Source organism: Nocardioides panacisoli (assembly GCF_039537325.1).
Lineage (GTDB): Bacteria > Actinomycetota > Actinomycetes > Propionibacteriales > Nocardioidaceae > Nocardioides > Nocardioides panacisoli.
This window is the reverse complement of sequence record NZ_BAABAH010000023.1, coordinates 12,915-33,228: the sequence shown is the minus strand read 5'-3', so window position 1 is coordinate 33,228 and position 20,314 is coordinate 12,915. Positions and strand designations below refer to the sequence as shown.

The 20,314-nt window shown below is 72.8% G+C and carries 17 protein-coding genes and 2 pseudogenes; 13 read left to right on the top strand and 6 right to left on the bottom strand.

Features of this window, described 5'->3' with window-relative positions:
* From ABD709_RS20790 to ABD709_RS20775, 4 genes and pseudogenes are all read right to left on the bottom strand, one after another.
* Positions 1–316: pseudogene (locus tag ABD709_RS20790) on the bottom strand (alanine dehydrogenase); the annotation flags it as partial.
* Between the two features lie 38 nt (positions 317–354).
* A complete protein-coding gene (locus tag ABD709_RS20785) occupies positions 355–1,746 on the bottom strand; it encodes an aspartate aminotransferase family protein (RefSeq protein ID WP_344778977.1) in 1,392 nt (463 codons plus the stop codon).
* Positions 1,746–3,104, bottom strand: a complete 1,359-nt coding sequence (locus ABD709_RS20780) for an APC family permease (RefSeq protein WP_344778976.1) — start codon at positions 3,102–3,104, stop codon at positions 1,746–1,748. Before ABD709_RS20780 ends, ABD709_RS20785 begins: the two co-directional genes overlap by 1 nt.
* A gap of 4 nt (positions 3,105–3,108) precedes the next feature.
* A complete protein-coding gene (locus ABD709_RS20775) occupies positions 3,109–4,551 on the bottom strand; it encodes an aminobutyraldehyde dehydrogenase (protein WP_344778975.1) in 1,443 nt (480 codons plus the stop codon).
* A 103-nt stretch (positions 4,552–4,654) separates the two neighbouring features.
* Here ABD709_RS20775 and ABD709_RS20770 point away from each other — a divergent pair, with 103 nt between their 5' ends.
* From ABD709_RS20770 to ABD709_RS20760, 3 genes are all read left to right on the top strand, one after another.
* Positions 4,655–6,175 carry a PucR family transcriptional regulator ligand-binding domain-containing protein gene (locus ABD709_RS20770; protein WP_344778974.1) on the top strand — a complete coding sequence of 507 codons (1,521 nt, stop codon included), beginning with the start codon at positions 4,655–4,657 and terminating at the stop codon, positions 6,173–6,175.
* 86 nt (positions 6,176–6,261) lie between these two features.
* Complete coding sequence (locus tag ABD709_RS20765; RefSeq protein ID WP_344778973.1) at positions 6,262–7,404, top strand: CaiB/BaiF CoA transferase family protein; 1,143 nt, start codon at positions 6,262–6,264, stop codon at positions 7,402–7,404.
* A complete protein-coding gene (locus ABD709_RS20760; RefSeq protein ID WP_344778972.1) occupies positions 7,401–8,579 on the top strand; it encodes an acyl-CoA dehydrogenase family protein in 1,179 nt (392 codons plus the stop codon). The genes ABD709_RS20765 and ABD709_RS20760 overlap by 4 nt, the downstream gene beginning before the upstream one ends.
* A gap of 3 nt (positions 8,580–8,582) precedes the next feature.
* Here ABD709_RS20760 and ABD709_RS20755 read toward each other — a convergent pair whose 3' ends face one another.
* Both ABD709_RS20755 and ABD709_RS20750 read right to left on the bottom strand, forming a co-directional pair.
* Positions 8,583–8,801 (bottom strand): hypothetical protein, encoded by a 219-nt coding sequence (locus ABD709_RS20755; protein WP_344778971.1) that lies wholly within the window; start codon positions 8,799–8,801, stop codon positions 8,583–8,585.
* A gap of 51 nt (positions 8,802–8,852) precedes the next feature.
* Positions 8,853–10,334, bottom strand: coding sequence for a PucR family transcriptional regulator (locus ABD709_RS20750; protein ID WP_344778970.1), 1,482 nt, complete (start codon positions 10,332–10,334; stop codon positions 8,853–8,855).
* A 111-nt stretch (positions 10,335–10,445) separates the two neighbouring features.
* Here ABD709_RS20750 and gabT point away from each other — a divergent pair, with 111 nt between their 5' ends.
* The 10 genes and pseudogenes from gabT (at position 10,446) to lon (ending at position 20,258) form a co-directional block, all read left to right on the top strand.
* The gene (gene gabT, locus ABD709_RS20745) at positions 10,446–11,807 is read left to right on the top strand and encodes a 4-aminobutyrate--2-oxoglutarate transaminase (RefSeq protein WP_344778969.1); all 1,362 of its coding nucleotides are present in this window, start codon (positions 10,446–10,448) and stop codon (positions 11,805–11,807) included.
* A 28-nt stretch (positions 11,808–11,835) separates the two neighbouring features.
* Positions 11,836–11,988 (top strand): annotated as a pseudogene (locus ABD709_RS21480) (Glu/Leu/Phe/Val dehydrogenase dimerization domain-containing protein); the annotation flags it as partial.
* Positions 11,989–12,032: 44 nt separating this feature from the next.
* Positions 12,033–12,161 (top strand): hypothetical protein, encoded by a 129-nt coding sequence (locus tag ABD709_RS20740; RefSeq protein ID WP_344778968.1) that lies wholly within the window; start codon positions 12,033–12,035, stop codon positions 12,159–12,161.
* A 26-nt stretch (positions 12,162–12,187) separates the two neighbouring features.
* On the top strand, positions 12,188–13,642 hold the full coding sequence (locus ABD709_RS20735; RefSeq protein ID WP_344778967.1) for an NAD-dependent succinate-semialdehyde dehydrogenase: 1,455 nt from the start codon (positions 12,188–12,190) through the stop codon (positions 13,640–13,642).
* On the top strand, positions 13,639–13,893 hold the full coding sequence (locus tag ABD709_RS20730; protein ID WP_344778966.1) for a hypothetical protein: 255 nt from the start codon (positions 13,639–13,641) through the stop codon (positions 13,891–13,893). Before ABD709_RS20735 ends, ABD709_RS20730 begins: the two co-directional genes overlap by 4 nt.
* A 201-nt stretch (positions 13,894–14,094) precedes the next feature.
* Positions 14,095–14,919, top strand: coding sequence for a (Fe-S)-binding protein (locus tag ABD709_RS20725; protein ID WP_425575210.1), 825 nt, complete (start codon positions 14,095–14,097; stop codon positions 14,917–14,919).
* Positions 14,916–16,352: a LutB/LldF family L-lactate oxidation iron-sulfur protein gene (locus ABD709_RS20720; protein ID WP_344778964.1), complete on the top strand. Its 1,437-nt coding sequence runs from the start codon at positions 14,916–14,918 to the stop codon at positions 16,350–16,352. The genes ABD709_RS20725 and ABD709_RS20720 overlap by 4 nt, the downstream gene beginning before the upstream one ends.
* Positions 16,349–16,954 (top strand): LutC/YkgG family protein, encoded by a 606-nt coding sequence (locus ABD709_RS20715; RefSeq protein WP_344778963.1) that lies wholly within the window; start codon positions 16,349–16,351, stop codon positions 16,952–16,954. Before ABD709_RS20720 ends, ABD709_RS20715 begins: the two co-directional genes overlap by 4 nt.
* A gap of 46 nt (positions 16,955–17,000) precedes the next feature.
* Positions 17,001–17,852 (top strand): SGNH/GDSL hydrolase family protein, encoded by an 852-nt coding sequence (locus ABD709_RS20710; protein WP_344778962.1) that lies wholly within the window; start codon positions 17,001–17,003, stop codon positions 17,850–17,852.
* A 90-nt stretch (positions 17,853–17,942) separates the two neighbouring features.
* Complete coding sequence (gene lon, locus ABD709_RS20705) at positions 17,943–20,258, top strand: endopeptidase La (RefSeq protein WP_344778961.1); 2,316 nt, start codon at positions 17,943–17,945, stop codon at positions 20,256–20,258.
* Positions 20,259–20,314 lie beyond the last annotated feature (56 nt).

Genomic DNA, 20,314 nt, shown 5'->3' with positions numbered 1-20,314 from the left:
CCTGGGTGAGCGGCTTGTCCGCGGCGAGGTGCAGGTAGGTGAAGAGCGTCTGCCCCTCGCGCATCCGGTGGTACTCCTCGGCGACGGGCTCCTTGACCTTGAGCACCATCTCCGCGGTGCCCCACACGTCGTCGGCGGTGTCCAGGATCTTGGCGCCGGCGCCGACGTACTCGGCGTCGGAGATCGAGGAGCCGGCGCCCGCGCCGGTCTCGACGACGACCTCGTGGCCGTGGGCGACCAGCTCGTGGACGCCGATGGGGGTGATGGCGACGCGGTACTCGTGGTTCTTGACTTCCTTGGGGACGCCGATGCGCATGTCGTGTTGCTCCAGTTCCAGGTGTGCGGGGGAAGGGTTCAGAGGAGGTTGCCGGCCTCGGTGAGGACCGAGTCGAGGACGTGGTGGATCTCGTCGAAGTGCGACTGGTCGCAGATCAGCGGCGGTGAGAGCTGGATGACCGGGTCGCCGCGGTCGTCGGCGCGGCAGTAGAGACCGGCGTCGTAGAGCGCCTTGGAGAGGAAGCCGTAGAGGATCCGCTCGCACTCCTCGTCGGAGAACGACTCCTTGGCGGCCTTGTCCTTGACGAGCTCGATCCCGTAGAAGTACCCGGCGCCGCGGACGTCGCCGACGATCGGCAGGTCCTTGAGCTTCTCGAGCGTGGACAGGAACGAGGCCTCGTTCTCGCGGACGTTCTCCAGCACGCCCTCCCGCTCGAACGCGTCGAGGTTCGCGAGCGCGACCGCGGTCGACACCGGGTGACCGCCGAACGTGTAGCCGTGCGCGAACATCGCGTCACCCGAGGCGAACGGCTCGAAGAGCTTGTCCGAGGCGATCATCGCGCCGAGCGGGGAGTAGCCCGAGGTCAGGCCCTTGGCCGAGGTGATGATGTCCGGCTGGTAGCCGAACCGGGTGGCGCCGAACATCTCGCCGAGCCGACCGTAGGCGCAGATCACCTCGTCGGAGACGAGGAGCACGTCGTAGCGGTCGCAGATCTCCCGCACCCGCTGGAAGTAGCCCGGCGGGGGCGGGAAGCAGCCGCCCGCGTTCTGTACCGGCTCGAGGAAGACCGCGGCGACGGTGTCCGGGCCCTCGTTGAGGATCGCGACCTCGATCTGGTCGGCGGCCCAGCGCCCGAACGCCTCGGGGTCCGAGCCGTCCAGGAACCCTCCGGTGATCGTGTCGGCGCGGTAGAGGTTCGTGTTCGGCACGCGGAACGTCGAGGGCACCAGCGGCTCGAACTGCTGCTTGAGGCCGGGGAGGCCGGTGATGGACAGCGCGCCCTGGCTGGTGCCGTGGTAGGCGATCGCCCGGCTGATGACCTTGTGCTTCAACGGCTTGCCCGTGAGCTTGAAGTAGTTCTTCGCCAGCTTCCAGGCGGACTCCACGGCCTCGCCGCCGCCGGAGGTGAAGAACACCCGGTTCAGGTCGCCGGGCGCGTAGCCCGCGACCCGCTCGGCGAGCTCGATCGCGCTGGGGTGCGCGTAGGACCACAGCGGCATGAACGCCAGCTCCGAGGCCTGCTTCGCAGCGGCCTCGACCAGGTCGGTGCGACCGTGGCCGAGCTGGGAGACGAACAGGCCGGCGAGACCGTCGAGGTACCGCTTGCCGTGCACGTCGTAGATGTAGGCGCCCTCGCCGCGGACGATGAGCGGTACGTCGTGGTCGGCGTACGAGCCCTGCCGCGTGAAGTGCATCCAGAGGTGGTCCTTCGCGGACTGCTGGAGGCGGTCGTTGTCGAACGTGGTCATCAGTTCACTTCCATCAGGTTGTCGGAGAGGTCGAGCTCGAAGTCGGAGAGCCGGGTCCCGGAGGTGATGCGCAGGACGACGGCGTAGGCGATGCCGATCGCGGTCCAGGTCAGGCCGGTCACGAGCGCGTCGCGGTGCAGGTGCGACCACAGCAGGCCGGTCAGGCCGAAGCCGATCAGCGGCAGCACCAGGTTGGTCGTGACCTGCCGCGCCGTGCGCACCTCGCGGCGTCGTACGGCGAACAGCGCGATCACGCAGATGTTGACGAAGGAGAAGGCGGTCAGCGCGCCGAAGTTGATCATCGACGAGACCAGCTCGAGGCTCGGGGTGATCGCGAGCAAGGAGACCAGGCCGACGAACACGACGGCGTACACCGGCGTCCGCCGGGTCGGGTGGACGTAGCCGAAGACCCGCTGGGGCAGCACCCGGTTGCGGCCCATGACGTGCAGCAGCCGCGAGACGCTGGCGTGCGAGGAGAGGCCCGAGGCAACGGTCGCGGCGAACGCCGCGGAGACGAAGAGGATCTGGAACAGCCTGCCGCCGACCAGGAACGCCATCTCCGGCAGCGGGTCGTCGACCAGGCTGAACCGCGAGGTGTCGGGGAAGACCGACTGCGCCACCTGGCTGCCGGCCAGGAAGACCGCGCCGCCGATCAGCAGCGTGAGCACGATCGCCTTGGGGACGTCCGAGCGGTCCTTGGCCTCCTCGGTGTACATGGAGATGGCGTCGAACCCGATGAACGAGAAGCACACCACCGTGGCGCCGGTGAGGATCGCCGGCGCGTGCACGCCGGGGTGGAAGAGCGGCTGGCTGGTGAGCACGGTGCCCTGGCCGACGCCGTCGGCGAGCTGCCCGAGCGCCAGCACCACGAAGACGACGATCATCACCATCGCGAACCCGACGAGGGCGAAGTTGACGTTCGACGTCGAGTTGATGCTCCACGCGTTGAGCCCGGTGATCACGGCGACGATCAGCACCACCCAGATCCAGCCGGGGGAGTCCGGGAAGAGCGAGGTCATGTAGAGCCGGATGATCAGCGCGTTGACCAGCGGCAGCAGGAGGTAGTCCAGCATCGCGGTCCACCCGACGAGGAAGCCGAGCACCGGGTGGATCGTCTCGCGGGTGTAGGTGTACGCCGACCCGGCGGATGGGAAGACCCGCACCAGGCGCCCGTAGCTGATCGCCGTGAAGAGCATGACGACGAGGGCGACCAGGTAGGCGAGCGGGACGGCGCCGTGGGTCTCGTCGGTGACGATGCCGAAGGTGTCGAACATGACGGTCGGCGTCATGTAGCCGAGGCCGAGCGCGACGATCGCCCAGAGTCCGAGCGAGCGCTTGAGGCCGGGGTGGTCGGTCATGTGGTCAGGCCTCGACGTTCGCCATCACGTGCTTGATGCGCGTGTAGTCCTCGAGCCCGTACATCGAGAGGTCCTTGCCGTAGCCGCTGTGCTTGAAGCCGCCGTGCGGCATCTCGGCCACCAGCGGGATGTGCGTGTTGATCCACACGCAGCCGAAGTCGAGGTTGTTCGACATCCGCAGCGCCCGGCCGAAGTCCTTCGTCCAGACCGACGAGGCGAGCGCGTAGGGGACGCCGTTGGCCTTGGTCAGCGCCTCCTGCTCGTCGGCGAACGTCTGCACGGTGATCACCGGGCCGAAGACCTCCTGCTGGACCAGCGTGTCCTGCTGCTCGAGCCCGGCGATCACGGTGGGCTCGACGTAGAAGCCGCGGTCGCCCTGCCGGGCGCCGCCGGTGACGACCCCGGCGTGGTCCGGCACCTGGTCGAGGAAGCCGAGCACCCGCTCGAACTGGCAGCCGTTGTTGAGCGGCGGCACGAACGAGTCCTCGTCGTGACGCCCCTTCTCGTACGACGTCTGCGAGCCGCGCGCCTGCTCGGCGAGCGCGGCGACGAACTCGTCGTGGATCGCCGGCGCCACCAGCACGCGGGTCGCGGCGGTGCAGTCCTGGCCGGCGTTGAAGTAGCCGGCCATCGCGATGCCCTCGGCGGCGGCGGCGACGTCCGCGTCGTCGAACACGACGACCGGCGCCTTGCCGCCCAGCTCGAGGTGCACGCGCTTGAGGTCGTCGGCGGCCGCGCGGGCGACCTGCATGCCGGCGCCGACGGACCCGGTGATGGACACCATCTGCGGCGTCGGGTGGGAGACCACCAGGTTGCCGGTGCCGCGGTCGCCGCAGACGACGTTCAGGGTGCCGGCGGGGAGGAACTCCGAGGCGATCTCGGCCAGCAGCAGGGCGGTGTGCGGGGTGGTGTCGCTGGGCTTGAGCACCACCGAGTTGCCGGCGGCCAGCGCCGGCGCGAACTTCCAGACCGCCATCATCATCGGGTAGTTCCACGGTGCGACCTGGCCCACGACGCCGACGGGCTCGCGGCGGATCCACGACGTGTGACCGGCGAGGTACTCGCCCGCGGACCGGCCCTCCAGCACCCGGGCCGCGCCGGCGAAGAACCGGATCTGGTCGACCATCGGCGGGATCTCCTCCGCCAGGGTCAGCGGCACGACCTTGCCGGTGTTGCGGCTCTCCGCCTCGACCAGCTCCTCGGCCCGGGCCTCGACGGCGTCGGCGATCTTGAGCAGGGCCTCCTGCCGCTGGGAGGGCGTCGTCGTGCGCCACGTGTCGAACGCCTTCGCGGCGCTCTCGTAGGCGAGGTCGACGTCCGCCCGGCTCGAGACGGGCGCGTCGCCGTAGGTCTCGCCGGTGGACGGGTCGACCAGCGGCGACCGGCTCCCGGAGCGGTCGTCGACGTACGCACCGCCGACGAAGTTCTGGAGGTGCAGGGTGCTCATGGCGATCGAGAGTAGGCTGCGTCACACTGGGGTCTCATAGACAATCTGTCGAACCGGCGGTCCTTCCACTGGACGGATTGTCGGTTGACCCTCCGGAGGCCCGATGGCGTCGCTGCGCTGGCTGCTCGAGCGGCCCGAGTTCGGCCTCCGGATGGTCGTGGGCGACGCGACCGACGAGCCGCTCACCTGGGCGCACGCGATCGACGCGCTGGACCCGACCCAGTGGCTGGCCGGCGGCGAGCTGGTGCTGACGACCGGGCTGCGGCTGCCACGTTCCCTACGCGAGCAGCGGGCGTACGTCGAGCGCCTCGCGGCCGCCGGGATCGCCGGACTCGGCTTCGGTGTGGGCGTCCGCTACGACGAGATCCCCCCGTCGATCGTCGACGAGTGCGCCCGGCACGGCCTGCCGCTGCTGGAGGTGCCGGTCGGGACCGCATTCATCGCCGTCACCCAGGCGGTCGCTCGGCGGCTGTCGGAGGAGCAGGTCGAGGAGCTGCAGCGGGTGCTGTCCTACCAGCGCGACATCACGCGGGCGGCGGTCCGCGGCGGGCTGCGCGGCGCGGCGAACCTCCTGGCGCGGGAGCTGACGGTCGAGGTGGTGGTGCTCGACGAGTACGGCGCGGTGATGGCGGCGTCGACGCGGCGGGCAGCCCTGCTGGACCGGGTGCAGGAGGAGTACCGCCGCCTGGTGGCCGCCGCGCGACCCGGCACGGTCGCGGTCGACATCGACGAGGGCACCCTGGAGATGCAGATGATCCAGGGCCGGTCCGGGGTGTGCGGCTGGCTGGCGGTGGTCCAGCGGACCCCGCCGACCCACACGGACCGGCTGCTGCTCAACCAGGCCGCCGGCCTGATGACCCTGCAGCTGGACTGGCCCGCTGAGCTGATCGCCGCCTACCACGCCCTCGGCGGGACGCTGCTCGCCCTTCTCCTCGACGCCCGCGCGAACACCTCCGGGCTGGAGCGGCACCTGCACCACTTCGGCTTCGACCCGAGGGACGGCGTGGTCCTCGCGCTGGCGACCTCCGACCGCCGGCGGGCACGGGTCGAGGACGTCGTCGCCGCGCACCTGGAGGCGACCAAGCGGCCGCACGTCGTCGCCCGGGTGGACGCCGGCGTCGCCGTGCTCCTGCTGCGACGGGACGCCGACGCCCTCGTCGACCAGCTGGTCGAGGAGCTCGGCAGTGCCGGCGTCCCGGGGGTCACCTGGGGCGTGAGCGGGGAGCTCGACCAGTTCGCGATCGCCTCCGGCCTCGGCCCCGCCGAGCTCGCCGCCGACGCCGCCCGGCGGGCCGGCCGCCCGGTGGGCCGGTTCGCGGAGCTCGCCCTGGGCCCGGTGCTCGCCGACGAGAACGTCCGGGCCCGGGTCTGGTCGATGGCCGCCCCTGCGATCGAGGCGCTCGAGCGCGACGCCGGCCCCCGCGACGGCGACCTGCTGGGCTCCCTCGAGGCCTTCCTCCACCACAACGGCTCGTGGGAGGCGGCGTCCAAGGCGCTCGGCGTGCACCGGCACACGCTCAAGGCGCGGATGGCGCGGGTCGAGGAGATCACCGGGCTCCCGCTCGACGTCGCCGAGACCCGGGCGCTGCTGCTGCTCGCGCTGATGAGCGAGCCGTTCCGCTGACCATTGTGCAGCTCGCCCAACTGATCAACTCCCGTTGTGCAGCTTCTTCCCTGCCACCGCGCCGTCTGCAGACCTACCCTCGACCCATGACCCGACCGCTCGAGGGCCTGCTGGTGGCCGACTTCAGCCGCGTGCTCGCCGGCCCGGTGGCGACCACCATGCTGGCCGACCTCGGCGCGCGGGTGATCAAGGTCGAGCGGCCGGGCACCGGCGACGACACCCGGTCGTGGGGACCGCCGTGGACCGACATGTCGAGCTCCTACTTCGAGTGCGCGAACCGGTCGAAGGAGTCGATCGCGCTCGACCTCGCCGACCCGGCCGACCTGGAGGTCGCCCGCCGGCTGGCGGAGCGGGCCGACGTGCTGGTGGAGAACTTCCGGGGCGGCACGCTCGCCCGCCACGGGCTCGACCACGTCTCGCTCGGCAGGGAGAATCCCGGCCTCGTCTACTGCTCGGTGACCGGGTTCGGGAGCGCCGGGGGCGCGCAGCTGCCCGGCTACGACTTCCTCGTCCAGGCCGTCGGCGGCCTGATGAGCATCACCGGTGACGGCGGCGGCGAGCCGACGAAGGCCGGCGTCGCCCTCGTCGACGTGCTCACCGGGAAGGACGCGGTCATCGGGATCCTCGCCGCGCTCGCCGAGCGCGAGCGCTCCGGGCGCGGACAGCGGATCGAGGTCAACCTCCTCTCCAGCCTGCTCGGGTCGCTGGTGAACCAGGCGTCGTCCTACCTCACCACCGGCCGGTCACCCACCCGGATGGGCAACCAGCACCCGTCGATCGCGCCCTACGAGACGCTGCGCTGCAAGGACGACCTGCTCGCCGTCTGCTGCGGCAACGACGGGCAGTTCCGCCGGCTGGCCGAGGTGCTCGGCCGGCCGCGGCTCGCCGACGACGAGCGGTTCGCGACCAATGCCGCCCGGGTGGCCCACCGGCCGGTGCTGGTGCCGCTGCTCGAGGACCTGCTCTCCGTGGACACCGCGGCGGAGTGGGCAGGCCGGCTGAACGGCGTCGGCGTGCCGGCAGGCCGGGTCGGCACCGTCGCCGACGCGTTCGCGCTCGCCGAGTCGCTCGGCCTCGACCCGACGGTCCGGGTCGACGGCGGCGTGCCGCAGGTCCGGCACCCGGTCGACTACGGCCGCACGCCCGTCACGACGTACTTCGCCCCGCCACGGCTGGGGCAGCACGGCGACGAGATCCGTCGCTGGCTCGAAGAGGAGGCATCCCGATGACCGCCAACCCGCCGAACCTGGACCTCGCCGGGATCGACGACCTGCTGAGCGCCGACGAGATCGCGGTGCGGTCGTCCGTGCGGCAGCTGTGCGCCGAACGGGTCGACCCCTATGTCGCGGACTGGTTCGAGCGCGGTGAGATCGACGACGTCCGGGGCCTCGCCAAGGAGCTGGGGGCGCTCGGGGTCCTCGGGATGCACCTGACCGGCTACGGCTGTGCGGGGATGTCGGCGGTCGAGTACGGCCTCGCCTGCCTCGAGCTCGAGGCCTCCGACTCCGGCATCCGCTCCCTGGTGTCCGTGCAGGGTTCGCTCGCCATGTACGCGATCTGGAAGTGGGGCAGCGAGGAGCACAAGCAGGACTGGCTCCCGCGGATGGCCGCCGGCGAGGCGATCGGGTGCTTCGGCCTCACCGAGCCGGACGCCGGCTCCGATCCCGGCAGCATGCGGACCCGCGCCCGCCAGGAGCCGTCCGGCGACTGGGTCCTCGACGGCCGCAAGATGTGGATCACCAACGGCTCGGTCGCCGACGTCGCCGTCGTGTGGGCGCAGACCGACGACGGCGTCCGCGGCTTCGTCGTCCCGACGGACACCGCGGGGTTCTCGGCGCCGCTGATCAAGCACAAGATGTCGCTGCGCGCGTCGGTCACGAGCGAGCTCGTGCTGGACGGCGTACGCCTGCCTGCCGCGGCCGCGTTCCCTGAGGTGCGCGGGCTCAAAGGTCCCCTGAGCTGCCTCAACGAGGCGCGCTACGGGATCGCCTGGGGCGCGATGGGCGCGGCCCGGTCGGCGCTCGGCGCGGCCGTGACCTACGCCGGTGAGCGGACGCAGTTCGGCAAGCCGATCGCCGCCTTCCAGCTGACCCAGCAGAAGCTGGTCGAGATGGACCTGGACTACAGCCTGGGCCTGATGCTCGCGCTGCACCTGGGCAGGCGCAAGGACGCCGGCACCCTGCGACCTGAGCAGGTCAGCATGGGCAAGCTGAACAACGTCCGCGCCGCCCTCGAGATCTGCCGTACGGCGCGCACGGTGCTGGGCGCCAACGGGATCTCCCTGGAGTTCCCGGTCATCCGGCACGCGAACAACCTGGAGTCGGTGCTGACCTACGAGGGCACCGTGGAGATGCACACGCTCGTCCTCGGGCAGGCACTGACCGGCGTCGCCGCCTTCCGGTGATGCTCAGCCGTAGGCGGTGATCCGGTTCAGCAGGTTGATGCTGGGGAACGTGTCCGCCTGGATCTTGTCCATGAGGATCGCCACGTAGGCCGGCACCTCCTCCGGACGGAGCAGTCCCTCGACCATGTCCATCATCGTGGTCGAGGGATAGGGATCGTCGTCGATCTTCTGCAGCAGCAGCCTGAGCACCTCGCGGTGCACGTCGAGCTGGTCGTCGGTCATGGCCCTCTCCCTCCCTCTGGGTGCCCGTGCCGGTACCCACCGGGCCGCTCCTCAACGGGGGATCTGCAGCGCGACCCACGCGTCGACGCGGACCCGGGGATCGTCGAGGGAGGCGCCCAGCAAGCCCTCGATCTGCTCGATCCGGTTGCGCACGGTGTTGCGGTGCACGCCGAGGTCGGCGGCGATCTCGCCGCGCGACCCGTGATGGCGCAGGAACGCGGCGAGCGTCTCGACGAGCACCGCGTCGTCCGCGAGCGGCGCGAGGAACGACCGCGCGAACGACGCCGCGCGCTCCGGCCCGAGCAACCCGACGACGCCGGCGTCGGCGAGGTCGTCCCAGGTGCGCACCGGGGTGGCGCGGGTGGCCTCGGTCAGGGCGTGCCGCGCGGTCTCGTGGCTGGCCAAGCACTCCTCCACCGGAGCGGTGCTCCCGACGCCGACGAGCAGCCCTCGCTCGGCCAGCAGCGCGGCCAGCGCGGGAGCCCGCCGGGCACTGCTGACGACGGTCAGCTCGTCGTCCAGGACTGCGCCCAGCAGCCGCTCCGCCTCCAGCTCGGACAGCGCGTCCTCGACGACGTCCGCCGCACCGCGCGCCTGCAGAAGTCGGACCTCGCGCGGCAGCCGCGGCCGGGCGCCCCCGCCCGCGCTCGCGGCGCCGAGCACGATGCCGGCGGTGCGCGGGTCGTCGGCCAGCAGCAGCTCGACCGCACGAGCCCGCAGCTGGCGATCGGCGGCGCGGCGCTCGCGCCGCCGCTCCAGGCCGAGGCTCAGCAGCGAGACGGCGGTCGTGACGGCGACCCGGTCCGCGTCGCCCAGCCGTCCCGGCACGAAGACCGCGAGCCACGCCTCGGGGCGGGACCGTACGCCGAGCGGCCGCACCACCGTCGTGCCCGCACCGACCGAGGAGCTCGCGGCCGCACGCAGCCCCTGGGGCTGGATCCGGTCGACCTCGGTGCGCACCACGTCGAGGGAGAGGTCCGTCGCGCGCGGCCCGTGCGGGCCCTCGATCGGCGTGCCGTCGCGGGCCACCGTGGCGGCGGCCCCGCCGACCAGCGCCGCGAGACGGCGTACGACGGCCGGGCCGTCGTCGACCTCCAGCGCCGCCTGGGTGAGCACCCGCTGGGCCTCGGCGGCCCGGCGTGCGGCGCTCTCGCGCTCGGCGTCGAGCAGCGCGGCGGCGGCCCGGGACACCGCGACGAAGGTCGTCGGCCGTGGCACCTCGAACAGGTTCAGGCCGACCGCCTCGCAGGCCGCCACCAGCGCGCGCGGCGGCCGCTCGTGGGTGAGCCCGGCCGCGATCCCGAGGCCGGCCACGCCCGCGGCGTGCAGCCGCTCGACGTACCTCCGCCACTCCGAGCGCCAGCCCTTGGTCTCCAGGCCGGTGGTCAGGAGCACCTCGCCGCCCTCGAGGTACGGCGTCGGGTCCACCAGCTCGTTGGTCGCGACCCAGCGGACCTCGGCGCGGTCGTCGGCGAGGTGCACCGGCACGAGCTCGAGGTCCGGCTCGGCAAGCAGGTCCGCCAGGGTCACCACCGTGTCAGTCTCGCACAACACCGTGAGTAAGATTGTGCAGGTCCGGCATGGCCGCGGCGGCCGGCGGCTCCTACCGTCGAGGGGTCAGCACGACCGCGACCAGGAGCCACCATGACCGTTGACCTCGCCACCGCGTCCCCCGCCGTGGGCGGGCCGGACCTCCCGCAGGAGCGCCGCCTCGTGACCGAGATCCCCGGTCCCCGGTCGCGCGAACTCGCCGCCCGCAAGGACGCCGCCGTCAGCCGGGCCGTCGGCACGATGCTGCCCGTCTACACCGTGGCGGCCGGCGGGGGAGTCCTCGTCGACGTCGACGGCAACTCGCTGATCGACCTCGGCTCGGGCATCGCCGTCACGACCGTCGGCAACAGCAACCCGCACGTCGTCGAGGCGGTCGCGGCGCAGGTCGCCGCCTTCACGCACACCTGCTTCATGATCACGCCGTACGACGGCTACGTGCGCGTCGCCGAGGCGCTGAACCGGCTCACCCCGGGCGACCACGACAAGCGCACCGCGCTGTTCAACTCCGGCGCCGAGGCGGTGGAGAACGCCGTGAAGATCGCCCGCTCCCACACCGGGCGCCAGGCCGTCGTCGCCTTCGACCACGGCTACCACGGCCGGACCAACCTGACGATGGCGCTGACCGCCAAGAACATGCCCTACAAGCACGGCTTCGGGCCGTTCGCGCCCGAGGTCTACCGCGCGCCCATGTCCTACCCGTTCCGCGACGCGGGCGTGGACGGTGCGGACGCGGCCAGGCGCGCGATCGAGGTGATCGAGAAGCAGGTCGGCGCCGAGAACCTCGCCGCGGTCGTCATCGAGCCCATCCAGGGCGAGGGCGGCTTCGTCGTACCGGCGCCCGGGTTCCTGCCCGCCCTGGTCGAGTGGTGCCGGGCCAACGGCGTCGTCTTCGTCGCCGACGAGGTGCAGACCGGGTTCGCCCGCACCGGCGACCTGTTCGCCTGCGAGGACGAGGGCATCGTCCCCGACCTGATCGTCACCGCGAAGGGCATCGCCGGCGGCCTGCCGCTCGCGGCGGTCACCGGCCGCGCGGAGATCATGGACGCCCCGCACGCGGGCGGCCTCGGCGGCACCTACGGCGGCAACCCGCTCGCCTGCGCGGCGGCCCTCGCGGTCATCGACGCGATCGAGGAGGACGGCCTGGTCGGACGCGCGGGCGAGATCGAGACCCTGATGAAGGAGCGCCTCACGGCGCTGCAGGAGGCCGACCCGCGGATCGGCGACATCCGCGGCCGTGGCGCGATGATCGCCGTCGAGCTCGTGCAGCCGGGCACCACCGAGCCGGACGCGGCGCTCGCCGCGCGCGTCGCGGCGGCCGCGCACGCCCAGGGCGTCGTGGTCCTCACCTGCGGCACCTTCGGCAACGTCCTGAGGTTCCTGCCCCCGCTGTCGATCCCCGACCACCTGCTCGTGGAGGCGCTCGACGTCCTCGACGAGGTCTTCAGGGCCAGCTGATGACCACGCTCCACCAACCCGCCGGCACCAAGGCCGACGGGCCGCTCGACAACGCCCGCTCGCGATGTGGATGACCTGGAAGTGCGCCCTGCGCGACGTCCCCTGCGGCGGCGCCAAGGGCGGCGCGCGGCGTCGTGCACGTCGCGCTGGCGGCCCTGCGCTCCCGCGGCATCGACCCTGAGAGCGCCACGGCGGCGGTGCAGGACTTCCCGCATCGCCACCCGGATGCTGCGCGCGTTGGAGCAGGTCACCGGCTACGCCGCCCAGAACGACCTGCCGCTCCGCACCGCCGCCACCTGCCTCGCCGTCGAGCGCGTCGCCCAGGCGCACCAGATGCGCGGCCTCTACCCCTGACCCGACCCCGCCGAAAGGTGCACACCATGAACATCTCCGACGCGATCGCCGCGCTCGACCCCAAGCACGGCATCCACGTCGACGGCCGCGGCACCGGCGCCGACCGGACCTTCACCGTCCAGGACCCCGCGACCACCCTGGACCTCGCCGAGGTGGCCGACGCCGGCCCGGCCGAGGCGACGGCCGCCGTCGACGCAGCCGCCCGGGCCTTCCCCGGCTGGGCCGCGCAGACGCCGCGAGCGCGGGCCGAGCTGCTGCGCCGCGCCTTCGACGCGATGATCGCCGAGACCGACCTGCTGGCCGGGCTGATCGTGGCCGAGAACGGCAAGTCCCAGGCCGACGCGCGGGCCGAGGTGGCCTACGCCGCCGAGTTCTTCCGGTGGTACGGCGAGGAGGCCGTCCGCAGCGAGGGCGACTACGCCGTGGCGCCGGCCAGCGGCACCCGCACGATCGTGACCCACCGTCCGGTCGGTGTGGCCGCCCTGGTCACGCCGTGGAACTTCCCCGCCGCGATGGCGACCCGGAAGATCGCCCCGGCGCTCGCCGCCGGCTGCACGGTGGTGCTCAAGCCCGCTGCGGAGACCCCGCTCACCGCGATCGCGATCGCCCGGATCCTGCACGACGTCGGCGTGCCCGACGGCGTCGTCAACGTGGTCCCGACCACCGACGCCGCGGGCGTCGTGACGACCTGGCTGGAGGACCAGCGGGTCCGCAAGATCTCCTTCACCGGCTCGACCGAGGTCGGCCGCCGGCTGCTGCGCCAGGCCGCCGACCGGGTGCTCAACTCCAGCATGGAGCTCGGCGGCAACGCCGCCTTCGTCGTGACCGCCGACGCCGACGTCGAGGCCGCGGTCGCGGGCGCGATGGTCGCGAAGTTCCGCGGCGGCGGCCAGGCGTGCACCGCCGCGAACCGCCTCTACGTCCACGCCGACGTCGCCGACCGGTTCGTCGGGCTGCTCGGCGCCGAGGTCGAGGCGCTCCGCGTCGGCCCGGGCGCCGACGCGGACGCGCAGGTCGGACCGCTGATCAGCGCCCGCGCTGTGGATGGCATACGGGCCCTCGTCGAGGAGGCCGTCGCGGCCGGTGCCACCGTGGCGCACCGCGGTGCGCAGCCGGAGCAGGGCTGGTTCTACCCGCCGACCGTGCTGACCGGCGTCGCCCCCGACTCCCCGATCCTGAGGCAGGAGATCTTCGGGCCGGTCGCGCCCGTCGTGGTCTGGGACGACGAGGAGTCGATGCTCGCCCAGGTCAACGACACCGAGTTCGGCCTCGCGTCCTACGTCTACGCCGGCCGGCTCCAGGACGCGCTCCGGATCGCCGAGCGGATCGACGCCGGCATGATCGGCATCAACCGCGGCATCGTCTCCGACCCCGCCGCGCCGTTCGGTGGCTTCAAGCAGAGCGGCCTCGGCCGCGAGGGCGCCCGCGACGGGATCCGCGAGTTCCAGGAGACCCAGTACTTCAGCGTGGAGTGGACGTGAGCCGCCGGCTCGTCGGCGTCGTCGGAGGTGGCTACGCCGGGCTGACCGCCGCGCGCCGGCTGCTCGATCGCGGCCGGGACCGTGCAGCCCGGGCACGTCGTCGTACCGCTGCGCACCGCGCTACCGGGCGCCCGGGTGCTCACCGCGGCGATCCTCCCGACCGCGGTCTCGACGTCGTGACCGTCGACATCGAGGAGTTCGAGAAGCTCGAGGGCTGCGTCACCTGCCTCAGCGTGCGGGTGCGGGCGTGACCGGCGCCCAGCGGCTCTTCGTCGCGCGCACCATCCATACGCTCGACCCGACCCGAGGCGCTCGGCCGGATCGACGTGCGCGGCACGGTCGTCGCGGGCGAGCCGGTCGGCGGCTGAGGCGGTGCCGCGGCCGAATCATCACGGTATGCAGGTGAGTCATCGCTTCCCGGAGGGAGTTCCACCCGGGAAGCGCCCACTCGACTGCATACCGTGATGATTCGGCGGCCGCCCCCGCCCCGTACGGCGATCCGCCCGGGCGCGGTTGCGCGCGTGGGCAGGATGAGACCCATGCGGGTCGCGCTGATGGTCACGTGCGTGAACGACGCGATGTTCCCGGGGACGGGGGCTGCGGTCGTCCGGCTGCTGCGCCGGCTGGGCGTCGAGGTCGACTTCCCGGAGGCGCAGACCTGCTGCGGCCAGCCGATGGTCAACACCGGCTACCTGGACGAGGCCGTGCCCGCGGTGCGCTCGTTCGTGGACGCGTTCGCCGGGTACGACGCCGTGGTCACTCCGTCGGGCTCCTGCGCCGGGTCGGTGCGGCACCAGCACGGCCTGGTCGCGCGGCGGTCGGGTGACCGGGCGCTCGAGCGGGCCGTCGGGGAGACGTCGCCGCGGACCTACGAGCTCAGCGAGTTCCTCGTCGACGTGCTGGGCGTGACCGACGTCGGCGCCTACTTCCCGCACACGGTGACCTACCACCCGACCTGCCACTCGCTGCGGATGCTTCGCGTAGGCGACCGGCCGCGCCGACTGCTGGAGGCGGTGCGCGGGCTGCGGTTGGTCGACCTGCCGCACGCCGAGGAGTGCTGCGGGTTCGGTGGCACGTTCGCGATGAAGAACGCCGAGACCTCGGTCGCGATGGGGTCGGACAAGGCGCGGCACGTCCGCGGGACGGGCGCCGAGGTGCTGGTCGCCGGGGACAACTCGTGCCTGATGCACGTGGGCGGCCTGCTCTCCCGCGGGAGGTCCGGCGTCCGGGTGATGCACCTCGCCGAGGTCCTCGCGTCGACGGAGGAAGGCCGGTGAGCGCGACCTTCGTCGGCATGCCGCCCTTCCCCGAGGCCGCCCGCGGCGCGCTCGCCGACACCCAGCTGCGGCACAACCTCGCGCACGCCACGGCGACGATCCGCGAGAAGCGCGCCCGGGTGGTCGCCGAGGTGGACGAGTGGGAGGAGCTCCGGCTCGCCGGCGCGGCCGTCAAGGACCGCGTCCTGCGCGACCTCGACGAGCAGCTCGTCCGGCTCGAGGAGTCGCTGGTCGCCCGGGGCGCGACGGTGCACTGGGCACGCGACGCGGCCGAGGCGAACCGGGTGGTGGTCGACGTCGCGCGCCGGCACGGCGTCGACGAGGTCGTGAAGGTCAAGTCGATGGTGACCCAGGAGATCGGGCTCAACGATGCGCTCGCGGCGGAGGGCATCGCCGCCTGGGAGACCGACCTGGCCGAGCTCATCGTCCAGCTCGGCGAGGACCTGCCGAGCCACATCCTGGTGCCCGCGATCCACCGCAACCGCGCGGAGATCCGCGAGATCTTCCGCCGCCGGATGGGCCAGGTCGGGCGCCCCGCGCCGGACGGCCTGACCGACGATCCGGCGGTCCTGGCGGCAGCGGCCCGGCAGCACCTCAGGGAGAAGTTCCTCCGTGCCCGGATGGCCGTGTCCGGGGCGAACTTCGCGGTCGCCGACACCGGCACGCTCGTCGTGGTGGAGTCCGAGGGCAACGGGCGGATGTGCCTGACCCTCCCCGAGGTGCTCGTCAGCGTCGTCGGCATCGAGAAGGTCGTCCCCACGTGGGCCGAGCTCGACCCGCTGCTCCGGCTGTTGCCGCGCTCCTCGACCGGCGAGCGGATGAACCCCTACACCTCGACCTGGAGCGGCGTCACGCCCGGCGACGGCCCGCAGGAGGTGCACGTCGTGCTCCTCGACAACGGACGCACCCGCGCTCTCGCCGACGACATCGGCCGCCAGGCGCTGCGCTGCATCCGCTGCTCGGCCTGCCTCAACGTGTGCCCGGTCTACGAGCGAGTCGGCGGGCACGCCTACGGCTCGGTCTACCCCGGCCCGATCGGCGCGATCCTCAACCCGCTGCTCAAGGGCACCGGCGACCCGCAGACCGACTCGCTGCCCTACGCGTCCTCGCTGTGCGGCGCGTGCTTCGAGGCGTGCCCGGTCCGCATCGACATTCCCGAGGTCCTGGTGCACCTGCGGTCGAAGGTGGTCGATGCGCACCGCCACGACCGGGTCCCGAAGCCCGAGGCGGTCGCGATGAGGTCGGCCGCCTGGGCCTTCGGGCGGCAGCGGCGGCTGCGCCTCGCCGAGCGGTTCACCGGGCTCGGCGTCGGGATCGGTCGTCGCATCGGCGTGGCGAGGTGGACCTCCGCCCGGGACCTGCCCGTCGCGCCCCGCGAGTCGTTCCGCGCGTGGTGGCGACGGACCGACGGCCGCCTGGACGAGGCGCCGTGAGTGCGCGCGACGACATCCTCGGCCGGGTGCGTACTGCTCTGGCGTCCGTCCAGCCGGACCCGGTGCCGGTGGCTTCGCCGCGAGCCGCTCCGTCTGGAGATCTCGTCGACCTGTTCGCCGAGCGGGTCGCCGACTACCGCGCGACCGTCGTGCACTGCCCGGCCGACGGGGTGGAGGTCGCCGTCGCCGCCGCGCTGCCCGCAGGCGCGCGGGTCGTCGTACCGCCCGCCCTGCCGGCCGGTCTCGTCGCCGGTCTCGACGTCGTCGTCGACGAGGGCCTGTCCGCGACCGAGCTGGACCGGGTCGACGCCGTGGTCACCGGCTGCAGGGTCGCGATCGCGGAGACCGGCACCATCGTGCTCGACCACGAGCCGGACCAGGGGCGCCGGGCGATCACCCTGGTGCCCGACCGGCACGTCTGCATCGTCCGGGCCGACCAGGTGGTGGCCGACGTACCGGACGCGCTGGCGGTGCTCGACCCCTCCCGACCGCTCACATGGATCAGCGGACCGAGCGCGACCAGCGACATCGAGCTCGACCGGGTCGAGGGCGTGCACGGCCCCCGGGCGCTGCACGTGATCGTGGTGGACGCGCCGATCTGACCGGACCCCTTGGCGGCGCCCCAGGCGTGCCCTAGCGTGCCGAGCCATGAGACGCCTGCTCCTCGTCCTCGCCTCCGCCGTCCTCGCCGTCGTCGCAGCGGCCGCGCCCCGCCCGGCGGCCGGCGGCGCCGAGCCGCTGGAGTACGTCGCCCTGGGCGACTCCTACGCCGCGGCGTCGGGCGTCTTCCCGCTCGCCCACGGCGCACCGCCCGAGTGTCTGCAGTCCCGGAGGAACTTCGCGCACGACATCGCGGCGAGCGTGGGCGCGCAGCTGACCGACGTCACCTGCGGCGGCGCGCAGACCGGGCACTTCTTCACCAGCCAGTACAAGGGCGTCGCGCCGCAGCTCGATGCGCTGTCCGCCGACACCGACCTGGTGACGATGACGATCGGTGGCAACGACTCCAACCTGTTCATCGGCGCCGTGATCAAGTGCGGCTCGGCCGGCATTGCCAGCCTCGGCCGCGGCAGCCCGTGCAAGGACCGCTACGGCAGCTCGTTCGAGGACACGATCAACGAACGGACCTATCCCGACCTGGTGCACGCGTTGAGCGCGGTGCGCGAGAAGGCGCCCAACGCGCAGGTCGCGATCCTCGGCTATCCCTGGATCGTGCCGGCCTCGGGCGGCTGCTTCCTCAAGCTGCCCCTTGCCACCGGCGACGTCCCCTACATGCGGCACATCGAGGGCGCCCTCAACGACGCCATCGCGCGGGCCGCCGCGGCCACCGGGGTGACGTACGTCGACCTGAGCGTCGCGTCCGACGGTCACGACGCCTGCAAGGCCCCGGGCGTCCGGTGGATCGAGCCCGCGCTGTTCGGCAGCAACGTGATCCACCCGAACGCGTTCGGCGAGACCCAGATGGCGAAGCAGGCGATGGCGCAGCTCGGCCTGGGCTAGGAGCGTTCGCCACCAGCGAACGGCGACCGGGAACGCCGGCCGGGGCCCCGGGGTTGAGTCCCTATCACTCAACTTCGAAAGAGGCCCCGCATGTCATCCAAGAGACTGCCGGTTCTGCTCCTCGACGACGTCGTCCTGCTGCCCGGCATGGTGGTGCCGATCGAGCTCGACGAGCCGGCCCAGGCGGCGGTGGACGCCGCCCGCGCCGCGGACCTGGACGAGATCCTGGTCGCCCCTCGCCTCGACGACCGCTACGCCGAGTACGGCGTCGTCGCCGCCCTCGAGAAGGTCGGCAAGTTCGGCGGCGGCGCACCCGCCGCCCTCCTGCGCACCGGTGAGCGCGCCCGCATCGGCAGCGGCGTGACCGGTCCCGGCGCGGCGCTCTGGGTCGAGGCCGAGCCGGTCGACGAGATCGAGGCGACCCCCCGCGTGCGCGAGCTCGCCGCCGACTACAAGAAGCTCGTCGTCGCCGTGCTGCAGAAGCGCGAGGCGTGGCAGATCATCGACACGGTCCGCGCCATCGACGACCCGTCCACGCTCGCGGACACCGCGGGCTGGGCGCCGTACCTCTCCAACGACCGCAAGCGCGAGCTGCTCGAGACGCCCGACGTCGAGCGGCGTCTGGAGCTGCTGGTCGAGTGGACCGGCGACTACCTCGCCGAGGCCGAGGTCAGCGACAAGATCGACGAGGACGTCCGCGAGTCGGTCGAGAAGCGCAACCGCGAGTACCTGCTCCGCGAGCAGCTCCGTGCGATCCGCAAGGAGCTCGGCGAGGAGGACGGGGAGGGGTCCGACGACTACCGCGCCCGTGTCGAGGCGGCCGACCTTCCCGAGGCCGTCCGCGAGGCCGCGCTGCGCGAGGTCGACAAGCTCGAGCGGTCCAGCGACCAGAGCCCCGAGGGCGGGTGGATCCGGACCTGGCTGGACACCGTGCTCGAGCTGCCGTGGAACGAGCGCACCCGAGACGCCACCTCGCTGACCGAGGCGCGCGCCGTGCTGGACGCCGACCACCACGGCCTCGACGAGGTCAAGGAGCGGATCGTCGAGTACCTCGGCGTCCGGGCCCGGCGCGAGGAGCGCGGCCTGACCGTCGTCGGCGGCCGCGGCTCCGGCGCCGTGATCCTGCTCGCCGGCCCTCCGGGCGTCGGCAAGACGTCGCTCGGGGAGTCCGTCGCGCGGGCGCTCGGCCGGAAGTTCGTCCGGGTCGCGCTCGGCGGCGTCCGCGACGAGGCCGAGATCCGCGGGCACCGGCGGACCTACGTCGGCGCGCTGCCGGGCCGGATCGTCCGCGCGATCAAGGAGGCCGGGACGATGAACCCGGTCGTGCTGCTCGACGAGGTCGACAAGGTCGGCAGCGACTTCCGCGGCGACCCCGCGGCGGCGCTGCTCGAGGTCCTCGACCCCGCGCAGAACCACACGTTCCGCGACCACTACCTCGAGCTCGACCTCGACCTGTCCGACGTGCTGTTCATCGCGACGGCCAACGTGCTCGAGACCATCCCGCCGGCCCTGCTGGACCGGATGGAGCTCGTGACGATCGACGGCTACACCGAGGAGGAGAAGGTCGCCATCGCCCGCGACTTCCTCGTCCCGCGGCAGCTGGAGCGGGCCGCGATCACGAGCGACGAGGTCACGGTGACCGACGACGCCCTGCGCGAGCTCGCGGCGAACTACACCCGCGAGGCCGGGGTGCGCGTGCTCGAGCGGCTGCTGGCCAAGGCGTTCCGCAAGGTCGCGCTCGGCGACCTGCCCGCGGCCGTCGACGTCGACCGGCTCAAGGACCTGGTCGGCCGGCCGAGGTTCACGCCGGAGTCGCACGAGCGCACGGCGGTCCCGGGCGTCGCGTCCGGACTGGCGGTGACCGGCATGGGCGGTGACGTGCTCTACATCGAGGCGTCGGCGCTGCCGGGCGACAGCACGGCCGGCGGCGGCCTCACCCTCACCGGCCAGCTCGGGGACGTGATGAAGGAGTCGGCCCAGATCGCGCTGTCCTACGTGCGCGCCCACGCCGAGGAGATCGGGATCGACCGGTCGGTGCTCGAGCGGCCGATCCACCTGCACGTGCCTGCGGGCGCCGTACCCAAGGACGGTCCGTCGGCCGGCGTCACGATGACGACCGCGCTGGTCTCGCTGCTGACCGGCCGCACCGTGCGATCGGAGGTCGGCATGACCGGCGAGGTCTCGCTGACCGGCCGGGTGCTGCCGATCGGCGGGGTGAAGCAGAAGCTGCTCGCCGCCCAGCGGGCCGGGCTGACCGAGGTCTACCTGCCGCAGCGCAACGCCCCGGACCTGGACGACGTGCCCGCCGAGGTGCTCGAGGCGGTCACCGTGCACCTGGTCTCCGACGTGCGCGAGATCCTGGGGACGGCGCTGGAGGAAGCGGCGGATGCCCACGCGGCGGCCTGATCCGCGCGGCGGAATCCTGCATTTTGCCGACGCGCGGCGCGGGGGTCTGCAAGTTT